This is a genomic window from Micromonospora sp. WMMD1128 (assembly GCF_027497235.1).
GTDB lineage: Bacteria > Actinomycetota > Actinomycetes > Mycobacteriales > Micromonosporaceae > Micromonospora.
Genome location: NZ_CP114902.1, coordinates 1,354,136 through 1,374,508, shown reverse-complemented (window position 1 = coordinate 1,374,508; position 20,373 = coordinate 1,354,136). Strand labels below are relative to the sequence as shown.

The window sequence follows — 20,373 nt, the reverse complement described above, 5'->3', positions numbered from 1 at the left end:
AGAATGCGTTAAGCGGGGGCCCCTCCTTGCATGGCGTCAGCAGTTGATGACCCAGTAGCTGGGGGCGGTCTGCTTCAGCGTGGTGGTGTAGAAGACGTTGTAGAGGCCCATCCGCTGGCCGCTCCCAAGCGCGTAGGCGTACCCGCCGGACTGGTAGGCCCGACCGGCCGCGACGTGCGCGTAGTTGCTGGCGGTGACGCAGACCGGCGCGGTGGTCGGGGACGTGCTGGGCGACGCGGTCGGGGTGGGTGAGGCGGTCGCGGTCGCGGTCGCCGTCGGGGTCGGGCTCGGCGTGACGCCGCCGCCTCCGAGACCGAAGAAGATCGCGTCCCGGTACGTCGAGCAGATGGTGTCCAGGAAGTACGCCCCGGCGGTGCCGCACTGGTCGGCGGCCGAGCCCGGGTCGACCGGGGTGCCGTGGCCCATGCCGGCGACCCGGTAGAGGCGGACCCGGTCGTTGCCGTAGACCTCCAGGCTGGTGCCGCCCGGCAGCGAGGATGTGCTGGTCGGGGTCGCCGACACGCCGAGCACGTTCGTCCACTGGTCCCGTGACTCGGTCGCGTTCGCCGTCGCCACCGTGTAGTCGCTGGTGCCGTGCCAGATGGCCACCCGGGGGCGCGCTCCGGAATATCCGGCGTACGCACCGCGGACCAGGTCCCCCCACTGGGCGGGGGTCTTGTCCACGCCCGGGTTCATGCAGCTGAACGCGTTGACCATGCTGGTGGCGCAGCGGTACGGGATGCCGGCGATGATCGAGCCGGCGGCGAACACGTCGGGGTAGGTGGCGAGCATGACGGCGCTCATCGCGCCCCCGGCGGAGAGGCCGCTGACGTAGACCCGGCCGGCGTCGGTGCCGTAGTTCGACTTCGCGTAGTCGACCATCTGCTTGATCGACAGCGCCTCGCCCTGGCCGCGGGCGGTGTCCCCGGTCTCGAAGAAGTTGAAGCAGGAGTTGGCGTTGTTGCCTGATGGTTGCTGCGCCACGATCAGCGCGAACTTCCACTGGTCGGCGTACTTCTGCCAGCCGGAGTTGGCGAAGTAGGTGGCGGCGTTCTGGGTGCAGCCGTGCAGCAGGACCACGGCGGGCGCGTTGCCGGGCAGGCCGTCCGGACGGTAGGCGTACATGGTCAGGTTGCCGGGGTTGGAGCCGAATCCGCCGACCTGGGTCAGCGAGGCGGCCTGCGCGGGCAGCGCGGCGACCAGGACGCCGGCGGCGGCGAGGACGACCCCGGCCGCCGCCCCGGCGAGGCGGGCGATGAGGGATGAGGAGCGGGACACGGGACCTCCCGATCATGGAATGTGAACTGAGTCACTCTCCGAGTTGCCGCGACGTTACGTCCGCGTTTCATCCACCGGAATGGCTGTCGGTCACACATTCACCGTCCGGGCGGTGTGCCCGGGTCCGGTTGGTAACGTCCGCTGCGTGCCGTCCTCCCCGTCCCCGGTCACCGCCCCGCCGCCCGCCCGCACCGCCCGCGACCGGCGCGCCGACCTGCTGGTGACGCTCGCGGCGCTGGCGCTGGCGCTCTGGGTGACGAGCGGGATGTGGCGGGACCCGAACACCCGCACGATCACGGTCAACTCCAGCGACCAGGCGCTGTTCGAGTGGCTGCTCGCGTTCGGCGGGCACGCGCTCACCCACGGCGAGAATCCGTTCTTCACCCACCTGATCAACGTCCCGGACGGGGTGAACCTCGCGGTCAACACCTCGATCACCGTGTACGCGGCGGTCTTCGCGCCGCTGACGTACCTGGTCGGACCGCCCGTGACGTTCCTGGTCATCCTCACGCTCAACCTGGCCGCCACGGCGGTGGCCTGGTACTGGCTGCTCAGCCGGCACCTGGTCGGCAGCCGGCTGGCCGCCGGCGTGGGCGCGTTGTTCATCGGCTACTGCCCGGCCATGGTGTCGCACGCCAACGCGCACCTGAACTGGACCGCCGGCTGGCTGGTGCCGCTGCTCATCTGGGGCGTGTTCCGGCTGCGCCGGCCCGGCCGCGCGGTCACCGGCGGGATCGTGCTCGGCCTCCTGGTGGCGGTCGCCTTCTCGATCGCCGCCGAGGGGCTGTTCTTCACCGCCCTGGCGCTCGCCCTGTTCCTGCTGGTCCGGGCGGCGCACCCGGCCCGGTGGGCGGAGGCGCGGGCCGTGCTGCCCCGGATGCTGGCCGGGCTCGGGGTGACCGCGCTCGTGGCCGGCGTGCTGCTCGCGTACCCCCTCTGGTTGCACTTCGCCGGGCCGCAACGGTTCCACGGCACCGGCTTCGACCCGCTGATCCACTCCGAGGACGTCGCCGCGTACCTGTCGTACCCGCGCCGGTCGCTCGCCGGCTGGGCCGGGTTCGGCACCTCGCTGGCGCCCAACCCGACCGAGGAGAACTCGTTCTTCGGGGTGCCGCTGCTGCTGCTCGCGCTCGCCTGCTTCGTCCTGTTGTGGCGGCGCGCGGACCGGGCGTTCCGGGCCACCCTGCTCGCGCTCGGCGTGACGGCGGTGGTCTTCGCGGTGCTGTCCTGGGGGCCGACGGTCAAGTGGAACGGCCGGCGCACCGACCAGTTGCTGCCGTTCGGGGTGCTGGACAACCTGCCGGTGGTCAACGCGGCGTTGCCGTCCCGACTGGCCCTGGTCGTCGCGCCGGTGATCGGCCTGCTGCTGGCGTACACGATCGACGCGCTGCGCGCCCCGACGCCCCGTCCGGACGAGCGCGCCCGGCCGGCCCGGCGGCGGGTGGCCGGCGCGGCCTGGGTGGTCGGCTTCGCCGTCGCACTGCTGCCGCTGCTGCCCACCCCGCTGCTCACGAGCGTCCGCGAGCCGGTCCCCGAGTTCATCACCGGCGGGGCCTGGAAGCGCTACGTCCCGCCCGACGGGGTCCTCACCCCGCTGCCGCTGACCGTCGACGTCTATCCGGACGGGCAGCGCTGGCAGGCGTACGCGCTGGCCCACCGGCAGGGCGAGTTCCGCATCCCGGCCGGCTTCTTCCTCGGCCCGGGCGGGCCGGACGGCCGGGGCCGGATCGGTCCGGTGCCGCGCACCTTCGACAGCCTGATGGACCAGGCCGGAAGCACCGGGCTGGTGCCGATCATCACCGCGGGCAGCATCGCGGAGTCCCGGGCCGACCTGCGCTACTGGGGGGTACGGGCGGTGGTGCTGGCCGACCGGGTGCACGGCGCCAAGTACGACGTCGACGAGGAGGCGTTGCGCCGCACCGCGACCGCCCTGCTCGGCCCGCCGGAACGGGTCGAGGACGTCTGGCTGTGGCGGGTGCCGGCGGCGTGACGCCTTCCGCGGCGCCGACGGCGTGAGGTCTGCTGCCGCGGTGCCGGCGGCGTGACCGGCGCCGGTGGCGGGACGCGACGAGTGTCACGGGTCGGTGGGCCGGGCGGCGGGACTACGCTTGCCGGGTGAGCGTGACGACTTCCGGGTTGACCACCGTCCGTGCCGGCCGGCTCGACTACCAGGCCGCCTGGGACGAGCAACGGCGGCTGCACGAGGCCGTGGTGGCCGGCGAGCGGGGCGACACGGTGCTGCTGCTGGAGCACCCGAGCGTCTACACCGCCGGCAAGCGGACCGAGCCGTGGGACCGGCCGGTGGACGGCACCCCGGTGGTGGACGTGGACCGCGGCGGCAAGATCACCTGGCACGGTCCGGGGCAGCTCGTCGGCTACCCGATCGTGCGCCTGCCCGACCCGGTCGACGTGGTGGCGTACGTGCGCCGCACCGAGCAGTTGCTGATCGACGTCTGCGCCGAGTTCGGGCTGGCCGCCGGCCGGGTCGAGGGACGCAGCGGCGTGTGGGTGCCGGAGGACGACCGGGGGCCGGCGCGCAAGGTGGCCGCCATCGGCATCCGGGTCGCCCGCGGTGTCACGCTGCACGGATTCTCTGTCAACTGCGACTGCGACCTGGGCTTCTTCGACCGGATCGTGCCCTGCGGCATCCGCGACGCCGGGGTCACCTCGCTCACCGCCGAGTTGGGCCGGCCGGTCACCGTCGCCGACGTGCTGCCGGTCGTCGAGCGGCACCTGCCGACCCTGACCCGGATCTGACCCGCCTGACCTGCGCGAATCCACCTCAGTTCGGACAAAGATATAGACAATCATTGATATTTGGTGTCGTAAATGCGACGCTGGGTATGGAAGCGCTCCCACTCCCATCCTATGCGCCGAAGGAGGACGTAACCGTGCGTTCCCACCACCAATCCGGACGACCGCGATCAACCGTCCGCGCGCTGATCGTGGCGCTCGCCCTGCTGGCCGGCATCCTCGCCGTGCCCGGCGCGGCCCAGGCCCACGGCACGATCGTCAGCCCGGCCACCCGCGCCTACAAGTGCTGGCAGACCTGGGGCAGTCACCACACCGACCCGGCCATGCAGCAGCAGGACCCGATGTGTTGGCAGGCGTTCCAGGCCAACGCCGACACCATGTGGAACTGGATGAGCGCCCTACGCGATGGCCTCGGCGGGCAGTTCCAGGCCCGCACCCCCGACGGCCAACTGTGCAGCAACGCCCTGTCCCGCAACGACAGCCTGAACCGGCCCGGGGCGTGGAAGACCAGCAACATCGGCCGCAACTTCACCGTGCAGCTGTACGACCAGGCCAGCCACGGCGCCGACTACTTCAAGGTCTACGTGAGCAAGCAGGGGTTCAACCCGACCACCCAGACGCTGGGCTGGGGCAACCTCGACTACATCACGCAGACCGGTCGGTACGCGCCGTCGCAGAACATCAGCTTCAACGTCTCCACCTCCGGCTACACCGGACACCACATCCTCTTCGTCATCTGGCAGGCATCCCACCTCGACCAGGCGTACATGTGGTGCAGTGACGTGAACTTCACCTGATCCGACCGCGCGACTCCGGCCCGGGACACGCGTGTCCCGGGCCGGACCGCTTCAAGGGGTGAGGCGGTGCAGGTCGCGCGGGAACGCGGTCACCTCCCGGACGTTCGCCGCGCCGGTCAACCGGGCCACGAACCGCTCCAGGCCGATCGCAAACCCGCCGTGCGGCGGCATCCCGTGCCGGAACGCATCCACATACCCGGCGTACGGCTCCACCGCCTCACCCCGCGCCGCCAGGGCGGCCAGGTAGTCGGCGTACCGGTGCAGCCGCTGCCCGCCGGTGACCAGCTCCATCCCCCGGAACAGCAGGTCAAAGCCGTTGGAGTACGCCGGGCGGGCCGGGTCCGGGTGGGTGTAGAAGGGCCGTTTCGCCATCGGGTACCCGGTGACGAACAGGAAGTCGCTGCCGTGCTCGGCTCGGGCCCACTCCCCCAACGCCCGCTCGTGCGCCGGCGCCAGGTCGGGTTCGTCGGCCGGCGCCCCGGCGATCGTCAGCGCGTCGATGAAGTGCACCGCCGGGATCTCGGCCGGCACCTCCGGCACGGTCACGCCGAGCGTGTCGAGCGCGCCGCCGGCCCGGTCCACGACGCTCGCGAGCATCCCGGCGAGGGTGTCCCGCAGCACCGCCATCACGTCCCGGTGGTCGGTCACGAAGCCCAGTTCGACGTCGAGCGAGGTGTACTGGGCCAGGTGCCGGACCGTGTCGTGCGGCTCGGCGCGGAACACCGGCCCCACCTCGTACACCCGCTCGAAGACCCCCACCATGAGCTGCTTGTAGAACTGCGGCGACTGGGCCAGGAAGGCGGGGCGGCCGAACCAGTCCAGCGCGAAGACGTTCGCGCCGCTCTCGGTGGACGAGCCGACCACCTTCGGCGTGTGCACCTCGACGAAGCGCTGCCGGTCGAGCGTGGCGCGGAACCCGGCCACGGCCGCCGCCGAGATCCGCAGCGCGGCGGACCGGGTCGGGTGGCGCAACGCGGTCGGCGCGTGGTCGAGCTGGGTGGGCAGGCTCGCGGTGAGCACCGGCCGGTACAGGTCGAACGGCGGCGGTACGGCGGGCGGGCCGAGCGGTCGTACCGTCGGCTCGACGACCTCGACCCCGGCGGGCGCGGTGGGGTTCGCGACCACCGTGCCGACCACCTCGACGACGGTCTCCTCGGTGAGCGCCTCGACCTGCACGCGCACGTCGGGCGCGGCGACCACCACCTGGGCGAGCCCGGCGGCGTCCCGGACGATCAGGAACGCCACCGCCTTGAGCAGCCGGCGGCGGTGGACCCAGCCGGCGAGTTGGACGGTCGCGCCGACGTGGGCGGGGAGCTGGGAGGACAGGATGCGTTGCATGGTGGTTACCTCCTTGGTCAATCGCAACGCCTTCGCCGCCCTCGGGCGGCGAAGCATCGCCTCAGCCCCGGGAGGTGTGGGCGAGCGGGTCCTCGCGGTGCCACCACACCTTCGCCCCCGCCGGAGCGGGAGCCTCGTTCGTCGCCTTTTCACCGGGGCCAGCCGGGCGGGCTCTACTGGGCGCGGGTGTTAATAGGGGGCCCCGCCTCTACCAAAGGCGTTAAGAAGGGGCCCCGCCTTACCCACACGCGCTGTTCTTCCCGCAGCTCGGGAGGGTCTTCGCGGGCCGGCGCCAGACCGCCTTTCCAGCATCGGCGGCTCTCTGGGCTGGCGGGGTCGGTCCGCTACTCGGCTCCGTCGCAGCTCTGCCGGGCACGCTAGCACCGCGACCGCCGCGTGTGACGCCGGTTTTTTGGCTGGTCGTGTCCGGTGTCACAACGTTTCCGGGGTGACGGCGGTCGCCCGACGTTCATCGACCGCCGCCGAGCGGCGTAGGCTCGATTTTGTGACGATCGAGCATTCCGCGCCGACGACTCAGCAGCCGGCGCCCACCGCGACTGTCGCTCCGGAGGGGCGGCGCATGCTGCGGATCGAGGCGCGCAACGCCGAGACGCCGATCGAGCGCAAACCGCCGTGGATCAAGGTCAAGGCCAAGATGGGCCCGGAATACACCGAGTTGCGCGGGCTGGTCTCGCGCGAGGGCCTGCACACGGTCTGCCAGGAGGCCGGCTGCCCCAACATCTACGAGTGTTGGGAGGACCGCGAGGCCACCTTCCTCATCGGCGGTGACCAGTGCACCCGGCGTTGTGACTTCTGCCAGATCGACACCGGCAAGCCGGCCGAGTTCGACGCCGACGAGCCGCGCCGGGTCGCCGAGTCGGTGGCCGCGATGGGCCTGCGCTACGCGACCATCACCGGCGTGGCCCGCGACGACCTGCCCGACGGCGGCGCCTGGCTCTACGCCGAGACGGTCCGGCAGATCCACGCCCTGCGCTCCGGTTGCGGCGTCGAGCTGCTGATCCCCGACTTCAACGCGGTGCCCGAGCAGCTCGCCGAGGTCTTCGGCGCGCGACCCGAGGTGCTGGCGCACAACGTGGAGACCGTGCCGCGCATCTTCAAGCGGATCCGCCCGGCGTTCCGCTACGAGCGGTCCCTCGACGTGATCCGCCAGGCCCGCGCCGACGGCCTGGTCACCAAGAGCAACCTCATCCTCGGTATGGGCGAGGAGCGCGCCGAGGTTTCCCAGGCGCTGCGCGACCTGCACTCCGCCGGCTGCGAGCTGATCACCATCACGCAGTACCTGCGCCCCTCCCCCCGGCACCACCCGGTCACCCGCTGGGTCAAGCCGGAGGAGTTCGTCGAGCTGCGCGAGGAGGCCGAGGAGATCGGCTTCGCCGGCGTGATGAGCGGCCCGCTGGTCCGCTCGTCCTACCGCGCCGGCCGCCTCTACCAGGCGGCGCTCACCGCCCGCGAGCAGGTCGCCGTCGCCGGCTGAGCCGGCGTCCGACCGCGTCGCCCACCGCCGGCCACCCGCCGGATGCCATGATCCCAGGCATGACCGCCGGGGTACGCGAGGAGCCACGCGAGGCCGAGCGCCCGCGTACGCCCCGGCGTCCCCGGCTGCCGACGCTGCTGGCCCTGCTCGTCGGGTCCGCCGGGATCGCCTACCGGCTGGCGCTGCTGCTCGCCGACGCGCCGCCGAGCAACAGCGACGAGGCAACCATGGGGCTGGCCGCCCTGCACATCGCCCGGGGTGTCGACTTCCCGGTCTGGTTCTACGGCCAGGCGTACATGGGCACGCTTGAGGCGTACCTGGCCGCGCCGTTGATCGCGGTCACCGGGCCGTCCGTGCTCGCGCTGCGGCTGCCCACCCTGGCCCTGTACGCGCTCTTCCTGCTGCTGTCCTGGCGGCTCACCCGCAGGCTCGGCGGCGACCGCTGGTACGCCCTGCTCGTCGTCGCCGTGCTCGCGCTGGGCGCGGACCGGGTGGTGAAGAACCAGCTCATCGCCGGCGGCGGCTATCCCGAGCTGAACCCGGCCGGGGCGGCGCTGGCGCTGCTCACGGTCGGGCTGTGCACCGGCGGACCGGGCGCGCGGCTGCCCCGCTGGGCGGCGTGGGGGCTGGTCGCCGGCGTGCTGCTCTGGGTGGACCCGCTGATCCTGCCGTACGTGCTGACGCTCGGCGCGCTGCTGGTGGCGTGGCGGCGGCGGGAGCTGGCCGGGCGGGCCGGGGCGGTGCTGGCCGGCGCGCTGCTGCTGGGCATGGCCCCGATGGTGCTCGACAATCTCCGGCACGGCCGCAACCCGCTCACCGCGGTGCTCGCGGCGAGCGGCTCGGGGGCGGCGGCGGGGTGGGCCGATCGGTTGCACGGCGGTCTGGTCATCGGCCCGCCGCTGGCCATGGGCTTCTGCTCGCCGGGGCACTGCGCCCCGTGGCAACTGTGGTGGGCGCTCGCCTTCCCCGTCCTGCTGCTGCTCGCCGGGCTGGCCGCGTGGCGGGTGCTGCGCCGGGTCGGTCCGCCTGCCTTGCCCGCGAACCGTCGGGCCGGTCCGGCGGCCGACCGGGTGTCGGCGGGGGTGCGGTTGGCGCTGCTCGTCGGCGCGGCGACGGTGCTGGCGGCGTACGCGTCGAGCAACGCGGCCGGGCGCACGCCGACCGAGAGTGGCCGCTACCTGTCCTGCCTCGCGGTCGCCGTCCCCGCCCTGCTCTGGCCGCTGTGGCAGGCCGCCCGCCCGCTCGCCGACCGACTCGCCCTCCGGCCCGGCAGGCGACGCCAGCTCGGCGAGGTGGCGGTATCGGACCGGTCGGGACACTGCCACTTCGTCGAACCGAAGTCGATCAAGGCGACGGCAGTCGGGGTGGGGGCGGCCCTGGTGCTGGCGGGGGTGCTCGGGACCGGGACGGCCGCCACGGTGGACGTGATCCGGGCGGCGTCGGCCGTGCACGCCGAGGCCGACCGGCACCGGGCGCTCGTCGACACGCTCGGCGCGCTCGGCGTCCAGCACGTGCGGGGCGGCTACTGGACGTGCAACCGGCTCACGTTCGCCACCGGTGAGGACGTGGTCTGCGCGGTGGTGGACGACCACCTGCGCCCCGGTTTCGACCGGCTGCCGGCGTACCGGCAAGAGGTGGCCGCGGACCCGGACGCGGCCTGGGTGGCCCCGGACGGCTCACCGCTGGCCGCGACGCTGGATCGGCGGCTCGGCCCCGAACCGGGCGCGCTCGACGTGGTCACGGTGGCCGGCTGGCGGATCTACCTGCCCCGCCGCTGAGCGGGCCGGAACGCCGGGCGCGGGTGCGGCGTGGGAGGAGCGGGCCGGGTGCGGCGCGGGAAGAGGCAGCCACGGATCAACGGGTTGAGCGCCGACCACTAGACTCTGCGGCATGGCAAAGCCCCAGGAGAAGGTCTCGTTCGGCCAGCGGCTGAAGCAGATCGGGATGGTGTTCAAGTTCACCGCCAAGCAGGACAAGTGGTTCGCGCCGCTGGCCGCGGCGGCGGTGCTGATCCCGCTCGCGCTCACCGTGGTCGCGGTGATCGCCTGGGGCTGGATCTGGCTGCCGGTCGGCATCCTGCTCGCGCTGCTCGCCCTGCTGGTCGTGCTCAACCTACGGTCCAACAAGGCGATGATGAATGCCGCCGAGGGGCAGCCGGGCGCGGCGGCGCAGATCATGGAGAGCATGCGCGGCGACTGGCGGGTCACCCCGGCGGTCAGCTCCACCACCCAGATGGACATGATCCACCTGGTGCTGGGCCGCGCCGGCGTGATCCTGCTGGCCGAGGGCAACCCGCAGCGGGTGCGGGGCCTGCTCGGCCAGGAGAAGCGCCGGCTGGCCAAGGTGATCGGCTCGGCCCCGCTGCACGACTACGTGATCGGCCAGGGCGAGGGTGAGCTGCCGGTCCGCAAGCTGCGGATGACCGTGATGCGGCTGCCCCGCACGCTCTCCCCGAAGGACGTGAACGCCCTCGACAAGCGGCTCAAGGCGTTGACCGCGCGACCGCAGATGCCCAAGGGGGCGGTGCCGAAGAACATGCGGCCACCGCGCGGCGCGTTCCGGCAGACGCGGGGGCGCTGACTCTCGGCGTACGCGGAAGAAGGAGCCGGTCCCCCGCGGAGCCGGCTCCTTTGCCGTCGGGTGGGTCAGCGGCGGAGCGCGTCGGTGACGACCGCGCCGGTGAGCCGGTCGTGCAGGCCGCGCCGGTGCTGGTCCATGATCAGGGCGGGTACGACGAGGGCGAGCAGGAGCCCGCGCAGCAGTGCCCGGGCGAGCCCGATCCGGCCGCCGTCGGCCCAGGCCACGCAGCGCAGCCGGGTCAGGTACATGCCGGGGGTCTGGGCGAAGAGGCCGAGGAAGAAGCCGTACTCCAGGATCAGCACCAGGACCGGCGGCCAGCCGTCGCGGGCCGGGTCGGCGAAGGACCCAGCGACCAGTAGACAGAGCACCCAGTCGATGACGAGCGCACCGAAGCGCCGGCCGAGGCCGGGAGGCGTGAAGGCGGGATCGGTGGCGGGCGGCACCGGTGCGGCGGCGGTATCGGTCACAGCGGCCAGGGTAACGCCGCCTCCGCACTCACCGAAAAATCCGACAATACACCCGAATGCCATTAGACGGTACGGGCGCTGACGCTCCGCGAGCGACGTAACACGGCGGAAACAGGGGGGACACCCCCGGGCAACCGGCCGGCCATAGCGTCGCCAAAAGTCAGCCACCGGAGTGGACCTGCCAGGAGGACGTGTGTTCGCCAATCCCGAGGAACTCCTGCGATACCTCAAGAACGAGGACGTGAAGTTCGTCGACGTACGTTTCTGTGACCTGCCCGGCGTGATGCAGCACTTCAACCTGCCGGTCGAGTCCTTCGACGACAGCGTCTTCACCGACGGCCTCGCGTTCGACGGCTCGTCGATCCGCGGCTTCCAGGCCATCCACGAGTCGGACATGCTCCTGCTCCCGGACGTGGCCACCGCCTTCATCGACCCGTTCCGCGCGCAGAAGACCCTCGCGCTGAACTTCTTCATCCACGACCCGTTCACCCGCGAGGCATACTCGCGCGACCCCCGCAACGTGGCGAAGAAGGCCGAGGCGTACCTCGCCGCCAGCGGCATCGCGGACACCGCCTACTTCGGCGCGGAGGCGGAGTTCTACATCTTCGACTCCATCCGCCACGAGACCTCGGCCAACCAGTCGTTCTACTACATCGACTCGATCGAGGGCGCCTGGAACACCGGCCGCGAGGAAGAGGGCGGCAACCGCGGCTACAAGACCGCGTACAAGGGTGGCTACTTCCCGGTCCCGCCGGTCGACCACTACGCCGACCTGCGCGACTCGATCGTGCGCCGGCTCGTCGACTCCGGCTTCACCGTGGAGCGCTCGCACCACGAGGTCGGCACCGCCGGCCAGGCGGAGATCAACTACAAGTTCTCCACCCTGCTGCACGCCGGCGACCAGCTCCAGCTCTTCAAGTACATCGTGAAAAACGAGGCGTGGGCCAACGGCAAGACCGCCACGTTCATGCCCAAGCCGCTCTTCGGTGACAACGGCTCCGGCATGCACACCCACCAGAGCCTCTGGCTGAACGGCGAGCCGCTGTTCTACGACGAGACCGGCTACGCCGGCCTCTCCGACACCGCCCGCTGGTACATCGGCGGCCTCCTGCACCACGCCCCGTCACTGCTCGCCTTCACCAACCCCACGATCAACTCCTACCGGCGACTCGTGCCGGGCTTCGAGGCGCCGGTCAACCTGGTCTACTCCCAGCGCAACCGCTCCGCCTGCACCCGCATCCCGGTCACCGGCAGCAACCCCAAGGCCAAGCGCGTCGAGTTCCGCGTCCCGGACCCGTCGGCCAACGTCTACCTCGCCTTCTCCGCGATGATGATGGCCGGCCTGGACGGCATCAAGAGCAAGATCGAGCCCCCGGCCCCGATCGACAAGGATCTCTACGACCTGCCCCCGGAGGAGTGGGGCGACGTCAAGCAGGTCCCCGGCTCGCTGCCGGCCGTGCTCGACTCGCTCGAGGCCGACCACGACTACCTGCTCGACGGCGGCGTGTTCACGCCGGACCTGATCTCCACCTGGATCGACTGGAAGCGGGCCAACGAGGTCGACCCGGTGCGCCTGCGCCCGACCCCGCACGAGTTCGCCATGTACTACGACTGCTGAGCACGCTCGTCAGCACCGGCCGGGCCGGCTCCGCGATGGCGGGGCCGGCCCGGCCGTTTCCCCGGGCGTTCGTCGCCCGCCGATTCGCCCGCCGGGTCGGGCAGGTCGGAGGGCGGGTCAGCGGGTGGCGGGCCGGCGGCGCAGCCCGGCCCGGACGCCGGCCGCCAGGACGGTCACCACAAGCACGGTCATCAGCACCGCGCCGGGCGCCTTGGTGAACCGGGCCAGGTTGGTGCCGTCCGGCAACGTGAGCCCCGACGCCACCGCGCAGGGCGCCACGAACCAGACCGTCCGGGCCAACGACGCCACCGCCACCGCGAGCAGGGCGAGCGGCCAGATCGCGTACCAGGGATGGAAGACCGGGGCGAGCAGCACGGTGGCGGCGAGCGCCAGGCCGGCGCCGAGCAGCGCCACCCGGGTCCGGGCCGTCGCCTCCGGACCCGCCGCCTCCGGACCGGGGTCGTCGCGCCGGCGCAGCGCCGTCCACGCCCGCCACCAGAGCACGACGAGCGCCCCCGCCAGCAGCACCAGCCCGACCGCCCGGGTCACCGGCACCGCGTGCGGGTGGCGGCCGGCCAGCCCACCGGCGTAGTCCACCACGAAGCCGACAGCGGTCGGCGGCGACGTCCACTGCTGGGAGTCGGCGCTGTGGCCGAGGCCGCCCACCCAGCCCAACCCGAGACCGGTGGCGAGCGAGACGACGAGCAACGTGCCGAGCACCACCACGGCCAGCCGGCCACCGTCGCGCACCAGGGCCCGCCAGGTGTGGCGGCCGGACACGGCGGCGAGCGCCGCGAACGGGAGCACCACCACGGCGGTCGCCTTCACCGCGACCGCCAGGCCCAGCAGCACCCCGGCCACCAGCAGCGCGCGGAGCCGGCCCGGCCGCCCGCACAGGACCAGCAGCCCGGCCAGGATCAGGCCGAGCGCCAGCGCGTCGTTGTGCGCGCCGGCCACCAGGTGCACGCCGACAAGCGGGCACGCAAGCACCAGCCACACCGCCCGCCGGGCCGGCACCCCGGCGGCCCGGGCCAGGCCGGGCAGGCAGTACGCGACGAGCAGCACCCCGGCCACCGCGACCACCCGGAGCAGCACGATCGCCCCGACCAGACCGCCGCCGGCGAGCACCGCCAAGCCGGCCAGCAGGACGAAGAACGGCCCGTACGGCGCCGGGGTGTCCCGCCAGATCGGCGACACCGAGTCGGTCCACGGGCAGCCGGCCGCGGCGACCCCCACCCGGTACGGGCTGGCACCCTCCGTCCAGGTCCAGCCCTGGCAGACGTACGAGTAGACGTCGCGGCTGCCAAGCGGCGGCGCGGCCAGCAGCGGCAGCGCCCAGAGCCCGGCGGTCAGGTACGCCCACCGGCTCGACGGGGCGCCCCAGCGCAGCGACCACCAGGCGCCCACCAGCAGCACCGTCCCCACCAGCCAGCAGCCGAACGTTACCGGCCCGTGCGGGGCCTGCCAGAGACCGGCGAGCGTGGTCCGGGGTGGGGCGCCGGGCCGTGCCCCACCCAGCCAGCCGGCGACGGTGAGCAGCGCCGCACCGGCGAGACCGGCGTACCGGGCGAGGTCGGCGGCGACCGGTCGGACCGGCGCGTCGGGCTCGCCCACCGGCACACTCCTCAGTCCGCCCCCACCGGCTCCCGCACCTTGCGAGCCGACCGTACCAACCGGACGACCAGCACGATCACGAACAGCGTCATCAACGGCGCGCCGGGCATCTTGGTGAAGCGGGGCAGACCGGTCCCGTCGGCGAGCACCAGGAACGCCGACACCAGGGTGACGATCGAGAACCAGCCGGTCCGGCGGGCGGTCGCGGCGAGCACGGCCAGCGGCCAGAGCCAGTACCACGGGTGGAACAGCGGCGCGAGCGCGACCGTGGCGACAAGCGCCAGCGCCGCGTGCCAGAACGGCTCGCCCCGACGCCACGCCCGGAACCAGAGCCAGACCAGCAGCACGACAAGCACCACCATGCCGATCGCCCGGGTCGCCGGCAGCGCGTCGACGTGCACCCCGAACGGCGCCAGCAGATAGCCGACGGTCTGCCCGACCGCAGTCGGCGGCGAGGTCCAGGCCACCACCAGCCCGCCCTGCTCCAGCCCGCTGATGAAGCCGAGGCCCAGACCGGCGGCCAGGGTGACGGCGGCAAGCGCGGCCAACGCGCCGCCGACCACCCACCCGCCGTCGCGGATCAGCGCCCGGATCCGGTACGGCCCGACGACCGCGGCCAGCGCCGCGAACGGCACCACCACAAGCGCGGTGACCTTGATGCCGGCGGCCAGGCCGAGCAGCAGCCCACCGGCGAGCAGCGGACCCGGCCGGCCCGGTCGGGACGCCACCACGGCCAGCCCGGCGACGAGCAGGCCGACCATCATCGCGTCGTTGTGCGCCCCGGAGGCCAGGTGCACCGGCACCAGCGGGCTGGCCAGCGCCAGCCAGAGCGCCCGCTGCGGCGGCACCCCGCAGCGGCGGGCCAGCGCCGGCAGCGCCCAGGCGGTCAGCGCCACCCCGGCCAGGGCGAGCACCCGGAACAGCGCGACAGCGCCCCACAGCGACCCGGTGGCCTTGACCACCGCGCCGGCGAGCAGCACGAACAACGGCCCGTACGGCGCCGGGGTGTCCCGCCAGATGTACGAGATGGTGTCCAGCCACGGGCAGGGCAGCGCGGACACGCCCTGCTCGTACGGGTTGATCCCGCCCGAGAAGCTGGCACCCTGACAGGCGTACGCGTACACGTCCCGGCTACCGAGCGGCGGGGCGACGAGCATCGGCAGCAGCCAGATCGCGACCGTGACGAGCACCCACCGGCTGGACGGGATCCGGTCCCGCAGCGACCACCACGCCCAGGCCAGCAGCGCTGTGCCGACCAGCCACAACGCGATGATCAGCGGCCCGTCCGGGCCCTGCCAGATACTGACCGGGGTGGGGCGCAGCTCGCCGTCGGGCAGGGCGCCGCCGAGGTACGCGGCCACGGCGAGCAGCACCGAGCCCGCCAGGCCGGTCCAGCGCGAGAGGTGGTGAGACACATTCGCCATGCTGCCAGTACGGTGGTCCGCGATCAGGAGGTGGGCATGCGGGGCGGTCGGGTGGTGGCGATCTCCGCCGCGTCGGCGCTCGTCCTCGCCGCGCTGTACCTGATCTTGCCGGCCACCGGCTCGGACCTGTCCGCCCAGGTCGCCCGCGCCGGTTTCTTCGCCGCGCACGGGCCGGCGCTGGTCGACCTGCGCTGGTACGGCGGGGTGCACCCGTGGGGCTACAGCCTCGTCTCCCCGCCGCTGATGGCGCTGCTCGGGGTACGCCCCACCGGCGCGCTCGCGCTGCTCGCCTCGGCCACCGCGTTCGCGGCGCTGCTGGTCCGCGTACGGGTGCCCCGGCCCCTGCTCGGCAGCCTGGTCGGGGCGGTCACGATCGCCGGCAACCTGGTCTCCGGTCGGGTCACCTACGCCCTCGGCGTCGCGTTCGGCCTGGCCGCGCTGCTCGCCCTCACCCTGCGCGCCCGCACGACGCGGGCCGGGGCGGTCGGCGCGACCGGTCCGCTGTCCGCCGGCCCGACCGGCCCGCTGTCCGCCGGCCCGACCGGCCCGCTGTCCGCTGGCCCGACCGGCCCGCTGTCCGCCGGCCCGACCGGCCCGCTGTCCGCCGGCCCGACCGGCCCGTTGCGGGCCGGGGCGGTCGGCGTGGCTGCGCTGCTCGCCTCGGCGGCCAGTCCGGTGGCCGGGCTGTTCGTCGGGCTCGTCGGCGTCGCGCTGCTGCTCACCCGCCGATGGGCCGACGGCCTGCTGCTCGCCGTGCCGGCCGCCGCGCCCCTCGCCGTGACCGGACTGCTGTTCGGCGAGGGCGGTTGGATGAACATCAGCCGGGCCGACACGGTCCACGCCGTGGTGACGAGCCTGCTGGTGGCGGCGCTCGTGGCGTACCGGTCGGTGCGGGTGGGCGCGCTGCTCTCGGCGGTCGGCGTGCTGGCGGCGGCGCTGCTGCCCACCCCGGTCGGCTTGAACGCCACCCGCCTGGTGGTGATGTTCGCGCTGCCGGTGCTGGCCGCCGCCGCGACGCCTCCCGCATGGCTGGACGCCGCCCGACTCCGCGCCGCCCGGCTCGCGGGTGCCCGGACCGCGGATGGCCGGACCGCGGATGGCCGGACCGCGGATGGCCGGACCACAGATGGCCGGACCGGCGCTGACCGGACCGTAGATGGCCGGACGGATTCCCGGATCGGCGCTGGCCAGACCGCGAATGGCCGGATCGCGGGACGGTTTCCGCGGGGCCTCGGGGTGGTCACGCTGGCCGCGCTGCTGGCGGTGGTGTGCTGGTGGCAGCCGCCGGTGGTCACGGCGGACGTGCGCAGCGCCGGCGATCCGACGGCCGACCCGGCGTACTTCGCGCCGCTGCGCGCGGAGCTGGGCCGGCGCGGGCTCACCGGGCGGGTGGAGGTGCCGCCGACCCGTAACTACTGGGAGGCGGCCCGCCTCGGCGAGGTGCCGCTGGCCCGGGGCTGGCTGCGGCAGGCCGACATCGACCGCAATCCGCTGTTCTTCACCACCGTGCCCGGCGCGCCCGGCACCGGCGTCCCGCTGACCGCCGACAGCTACCGGGCCTGGCTGTCCGACAACGCGGTGCAGTACGTCGCCGTACCCGACGCCGAGCTGTCCTGGGTGGGGCGGCCGGAGGCGGAGCTGGTGGCCGCCGGTCAGCCGTACCTGACCGAGGTCTGGTCGGACCGGCACTGGCGGCTGTACGCGGTCGCCGCGCCCACCCCGCTTGTCGGCGCCCCCGGCGAGCTGGTCCGGCAGGACGGCGCCTCGGTGACGTTCCGCGCGTCCGCCCCCGGCCGGGTCCCGATCCGGGTCCGCCACGACCGCTGGCTGACCGTCACCGGCGACGCCACACTCTCCCCCGACGGCGACTGGCTCACCGTCACGGTCCCCCGCCCCGGCACCTACACCCTCTCCAGCTGATCGCCCCGGCGGTGTTAAGCGGGGGCCCCTGCTATACGGCAGGCGTTAAGCGGGGCCCCCGCCTTACAGGGGGGCTTCGAGGATGCGCTGGACGACGGTGCGGGAGTGGCGGGCGGTGCGCAGATAGTCGTCGAGGAACTCGCCCGGGTCCTCGTGGCCGAGCAGGCGCACCACGCCGGCCAGCTCCACCCCGTGCCGGGGCAGTTGGTCACCGGCCCGGCCCCGCACCAGCATCAGCGCGTCGCGGACCTGGGCGGCGAGCGTCCAGCCGGCGGCCAGCTCGGCCGCGTCCTCCGGGTCGAGCAGGCCGGCGGCCCGGGCGGCGGCCAGGACGTCGAGGGTACGGGTGCCGCGCAGCGCGGGCAGCCGGCCGGCGTGCCGGAGCTGGAGGAGCTGCACCGCCCACTCCACGTCGGCGAGCCCGCCCCGGCCCAGCTTGGTGTGGGTGGCCGGGTCGGCGCCCCGGGGCAGCCGCTCGGTCTCCACCCGCGCCTTGATCCGGCGGATCTCCACCACCTGCTCGCGGGTCAGCCCGTCGGCCGGGTAGCGCACCGGGGCGATCATCTCCTCGAACTCGGCGCCCAGCTCGGCGTCGCCGCAGACGAACCGGGCCCGCAGCAGCGCCTGCGCCTCCCACACCCGCGACCAGCGCGCGTAGTACTGGGCGTACGCGGCCAGGCTGCGGACGAGCGGCCCCTGCCGGCCCTCCGGTCGCAGGTCGGCGTCGACGCCGAGCGGCGGGTCGGGGGCGGGCGCGGAGAGCAGCCGGCGCAACTCCTCGGCGATCGCGTGCGCGGCGGCACTCGCCGCGCTCTCCTCCACCCCGGGCGGCGGGTCGTAGACGAAGAGCACGTCGGCGTCGGAGAGGTAGTTCGACTCGTACCCGCCGAGGCGGCCCATGCCGATCACGGCGAAGCGCAGCCCCGGCGGGCCGGGCTGGGCGGCCCGGGCGGCGCGCAGCGCGGCGGTCAGGGTGGCGTCGGTGACGTGGGAGAGGGCGGTGCCGACCGCGCTCACGTCCACCATGGTGGGCCGGCGTTCCCCGCCGCCGGTCGGGCGTGGGGTGAGCGGGGCGAGCGACCCGGCCCGGCTGAGCACGTCGGCGGCGGCGATCCGGACCAGTTCCCGGCGGCGCAGCGCGCGGACCGCGCGGGTGGCCTCGACCGGGTCGTCGTGCCGGGCCGCGGCGGCGACGAACCCCTCGACGAGCGTCTCCCGGGGGCGAGGGGTCAGCTCGCTGTCCTCGGCCAGCAGCCGCAGCGCCTCGGGCTCGCGGGCCAGCAGGTCGGCGGCGTAGCGGGAGGAGGAGAGCACCCGGGCCAACCGGCGGGCCACCGGGCCGGAGTCGCGCAGCAGGCGCAGGTACCACGGGGTGCTGCCGAGCTTGTCGGAGACCTGCCGGTAGTTGAGCAGCCCGCGGTCCGGCTCGGGGGCGTCGGCGAACTCGTCGAGCAGCACCGGCAGCAGCGTGCGCTGGATCGCGGCGGTGCGGCTGACGCCGCCGGTGAGCGCCTGGAGGTGGCGCAGCGCCCCGGCCGGGTCGGCGAAGCCGAGCACCTCCAGGCGGTGCCGGGCGGCCTGCGGGGTGAGCCGCAGCCCTTCGGCCGGCACCCGGGCCACCGACTCCAGCAGCGGCCGGTAGAGCAGCTTGGCGTGCAGCCGGCGTACCTCGGCGGCGTGGGTGACCCACTCGGCGCGGAACTCCTCCACGGCGCTGCGGCCCGGGGTGGCCACGTAGCCGAGCGCGGCGGCGAGCCACCGCAGCGCGGCCGGCTCGGTCGGCACGGTGTGGGTGCGGCGCAGGGCCTGGAGCTGGAGCCGGTGCTCGACGGCGCGCAGGAAGCGGTAGCCGCGCAGGAGCGCCTCGCCGTCGGCCCGGCCGACGTAGCCGCCGGCGACCAGGGCGCGCAGCGCCGGCACGGTGCCCGCTACGCGCAGCGACTCGTCGCCGCGGCCGTGCACGAGCTGGAGCAGTTGGACGGCGAACTCGATGTCGCGCAGCCCGCCCGGCCCGCGTTTGATCTCGCGTTCCAGCTCCTTCGGCGGGACGTTGTCGAGGATCTTGCGGCGCATGGACCGGACGTCCTCGACCGCCTCCGGCCGCTCGGCCGCGGTCCAGACCAGCGGGGCGAGCGCGTCGACCCACTCCCGGGCCACCTCCGGGTCGCCGGCGGCCGGGCGGGCCTTGAGCAGCGCCTGGAACTCCCAGGTGCGGGCCCAGCGTCGGTAGTAGGCGAGGTGGCTGGCGAGCGTCCGGACCAGCGGGCCCCGGTTGCCCTCCGGACGCAGCGCGGCGTCGACCGGCCAGGCGACCAGCCCGCAGACACCGATCAGCCGGGTGGCGACCTGGGTGGCGGCGGTCAGGTCGTCGTCACCGGCGGCGACGAAGATGACGTCCACGTCGGATACGTAGTTGAGTTCGTCGCCACCGCACTTGCCCATCGCCACCACCGCCAGCCGGGGCGGCACCGTCCCCTCGGGCAGTTCGTCGACGGCGATGTCGTAGGCGGTGGCCATGGTGGCGTCGGCGAGCCGGGACAACGCCGCCATGGTCTGCTCCAGGCCACGCCCGCCGGTCAGGTCGGCCGCCGCGATCCGCAGCAACGCCAAGCGGTACGCGTGTCGCAGCAGCGGCACCGCGCCGGTGAGCGTGGTCAGCTTGGCGGCGGCGGTCAGGTCGAGCCGGCCGTCCGCGGTCGGGGCGAGCCCGTCCGGTTCGGTGGCCAGCACCGCCCACTGCCCGGGGTTCGCCACCAGGTGGTCGCCGAGCGCCGAGGAGGCGCCGAGCACCGCGATCAGGCGGCGGCGCAGGCCGGGGTCGCCGGCCAGGGCGTCGCGGACCGCGGTCTCGTCACCGAACCGCCGCTCGGCCTCGACGAGCCGGTGCAGCTGGCGCAGCGCCAGGTCCGGGTCGGCGGCCCGGGACAGCGCGGTGAGCAGCTCGGCGGCCCGGTCGTCGGCCGGTTCCTGGGTGTCCGGCCGCCACAGGCCGAGCCCGTCCGGGCCGAGCAGGTCGACCGCGCGCGCCCCGCCGGCGCCCTCGGCGAAACCGTAGCGGGCCAGGCGCCCGCGGGCCGGCCGGGTCACC

The 20,373-nt window shown here is 74.0% G+C and carries 14 protein-coding genes; 8 read left to right on the top strand and 6 right to left on the bottom strand.

Annotation, left to right across the window (positions count from 1 at the left end):
* Window positions 1-36: 36 nt before the first annotated feature.
* The gene (locus O7602_RS06670; protein WP_281587340.1) at window positions 37-1,278 is read right to left on the bottom strand and encodes a PHB depolymerase family esterase; all 1,242 of its coding nucleotides are present in this window, start codon (window positions 1,276-1,278) and stop codon (window positions 37-39) included.
* Between the two features lie 145 nt (window positions 1,279-1,423).
* On the opposite strand from O7602_RS06670, the gene O7602_RS06665 reads away from it, so the two are divergent.
* The 3 genes from O7602_RS06665 (at window position 1,424) to O7602_RS06655 (ending at window position 4,829) form a co-directional block, all read left to right on the top strand.
* Window positions 1,424-3,268, top strand: a complete 1,845-nt coding sequence (locus tag O7602_RS06665) for a DUF2079 domain-containing protein (protein ID WP_281587339.1) — start codon at window positions 1,424-1,426, stop codon at window positions 3,266-3,268.
* Between the two features lie 125 nt (window positions 3,269-3,393).
* Window positions 3,394-4,035, top strand: a complete 642-nt coding sequence (gene lipB, locus O7602_RS06660) for a lipoyl(octanoyl) transferase LipB (protein ID WP_281587338.1) — start codon at window positions 3,394-3,396, stop codon at window positions 4,033-4,035.
* Between the two features lie 188 nt (window positions 4,036-4,223).
* The gene (locus O7602_RS06655) at window positions 4,224-4,829 is read left to right on the top strand and encodes a lytic polysaccharide monooxygenase (protein ID WP_281587337.1); all 606 of its coding nucleotides are present in this window, start codon (window positions 4,224-4,226) and stop codon (window positions 4,827-4,829) included.
* Between the two features lie 51 nt (window positions 4,830-4,880).
* On the opposite strand, the gene aspS is transcribed toward O7602_RS06655, so the two are convergent.
* Window positions 4,881-6,167 (bottom strand): aspartate--tRNA(Asn) ligase, encoded by a 1,287-nt coding sequence (gene aspS, locus O7602_RS06650; RefSeq protein WP_281587336.1) that lies wholly within the window; start codon window positions 6,165-6,167, stop codon window positions 4,881-4,883.
* A 448-nt stretch (window positions 6,168-6,615) separates the two neighbouring features.
* Between aspS and lipA the strand changes: the two genes are divergently transcribed.
* From lipA to O7602_RS06635, 3 genes are all read left to right on the top strand, one after another.
* Window positions 6,616-7,662, top strand: a complete 1,047-nt coding sequence (lipA, locus tag O7602_RS06645; RefSeq protein ID WP_281587335.1) for a lipoyl synthase — start codon at window positions 6,616-6,618, stop codon at window positions 7,660-7,662.
* Between the two features lie 59 nt (window positions 7,663-7,721).
* On the top strand, window positions 7,722-9,440 hold the full coding sequence (locus tag O7602_RS06640; protein WP_281587334.1) for a DUF423 domain-containing protein: 1,719 nt from the start codon (window positions 7,722-7,724) through the stop codon (window positions 9,438-9,440).
* Window positions 9,441-9,552: 112 nt separating this feature from the next.
* Window positions 9,553-10,242, top strand: coding sequence for a DUF4191 domain-containing protein (locus O7602_RS06635; protein WP_281587333.1), 690 nt, complete (start codon window positions 9,553-9,555; stop codon window positions 10,240-10,242).
* A gap of 65 nt (window positions 10,243-10,307) precedes the next feature.
* On the opposite strand, the gene O7602_RS06630 is transcribed toward O7602_RS06635, so the two are convergent.
* Window positions 10,308-10,709: an RDD family protein gene (locus O7602_RS06630; RefSeq protein ID WP_348651313.1), complete on the bottom strand. Its 402-nt coding sequence runs from the start codon at window positions 10,707-10,709 to the stop codon at window positions 10,308-10,310.
* Window positions 10,710-10,902: 193 nt separating this feature from the next.
* On the opposite strand from O7602_RS06630, the gene glnA reads away from it, so the two are divergent.
* Entirely contained in the window at window positions 10,903-12,327 is a 1,425-nt protein-coding gene (glnA, locus tag O7602_RS06625; RefSeq protein WP_281587332.1) for a type I glutamate--ammonia ligase, read from the top strand.
* 117 nt (window positions 12,328-12,444) lie between these two features.
* Here glnA and mptB (O7602_RS06620) read toward each other — a convergent pair whose 3' ends face one another.
* Both mptB (O7602_RS06620) and mptB (O7602_RS06615) read right to left on the bottom strand, forming a co-directional pair.
* Window positions 12,445-13,941, bottom strand: coding sequence for a polyprenol phosphomannose-dependent alpha 1,6 mannosyltransferase MptB (mptB, locus tag O7602_RS06620; protein ID WP_281587331.1), 1,497 nt, complete (start codon window positions 13,939-13,941; stop codon window positions 12,445-12,447).
* An 11-nt stretch (window positions 13,942-13,952) separates the two neighbouring features.
* Window positions 13,953-15,356 carry a polyprenol phosphomannose-dependent alpha 1,6 mannosyltransferase MptB gene (mptB, locus tag O7602_RS06615; protein WP_281590160.1) on the bottom strand — a complete coding sequence of 468 codons (1,404 nt, stop codon included), beginning with the start codon at window positions 15,354-15,356 and terminating at the stop codon, window positions 13,953-13,955.
* Between the two features lie 252 nt (window positions 15,357-15,608).
* Between mptB (O7602_RS06615) and O7602_RS06610 the strand changes: the two genes are divergently transcribed.
* Window positions 15,609-17,285, top strand: a complete 1,677-nt coding sequence (locus O7602_RS06610; protein ID WP_281590158.1) for a hypothetical protein — start codon at window positions 15,609-15,611, stop codon at window positions 17,283-17,285.
* A gap of 63 nt (window positions 17,286-17,348) precedes the next feature.
* Here the strand turns inward: O7602_RS06610 and O7602_RS06605 are convergent, their stop codons facing one another.
* The gene (locus tag O7602_RS06605; protein ID WP_281587330.1) at window positions 17,349-20,372 is read right to left on the bottom strand and encodes a bifunctional [glutamine synthetase] adenylyltransferase/[glutamine synthetase]-adenylyl-L-tyrosine phosphorylase; all 3,024 of its coding nucleotides are present in this window, start codon (window positions 20,370-20,372) and stop codon (window positions 17,349-17,351) included.
* Window position 20,373: the final 1 nt, after the last annotated feature.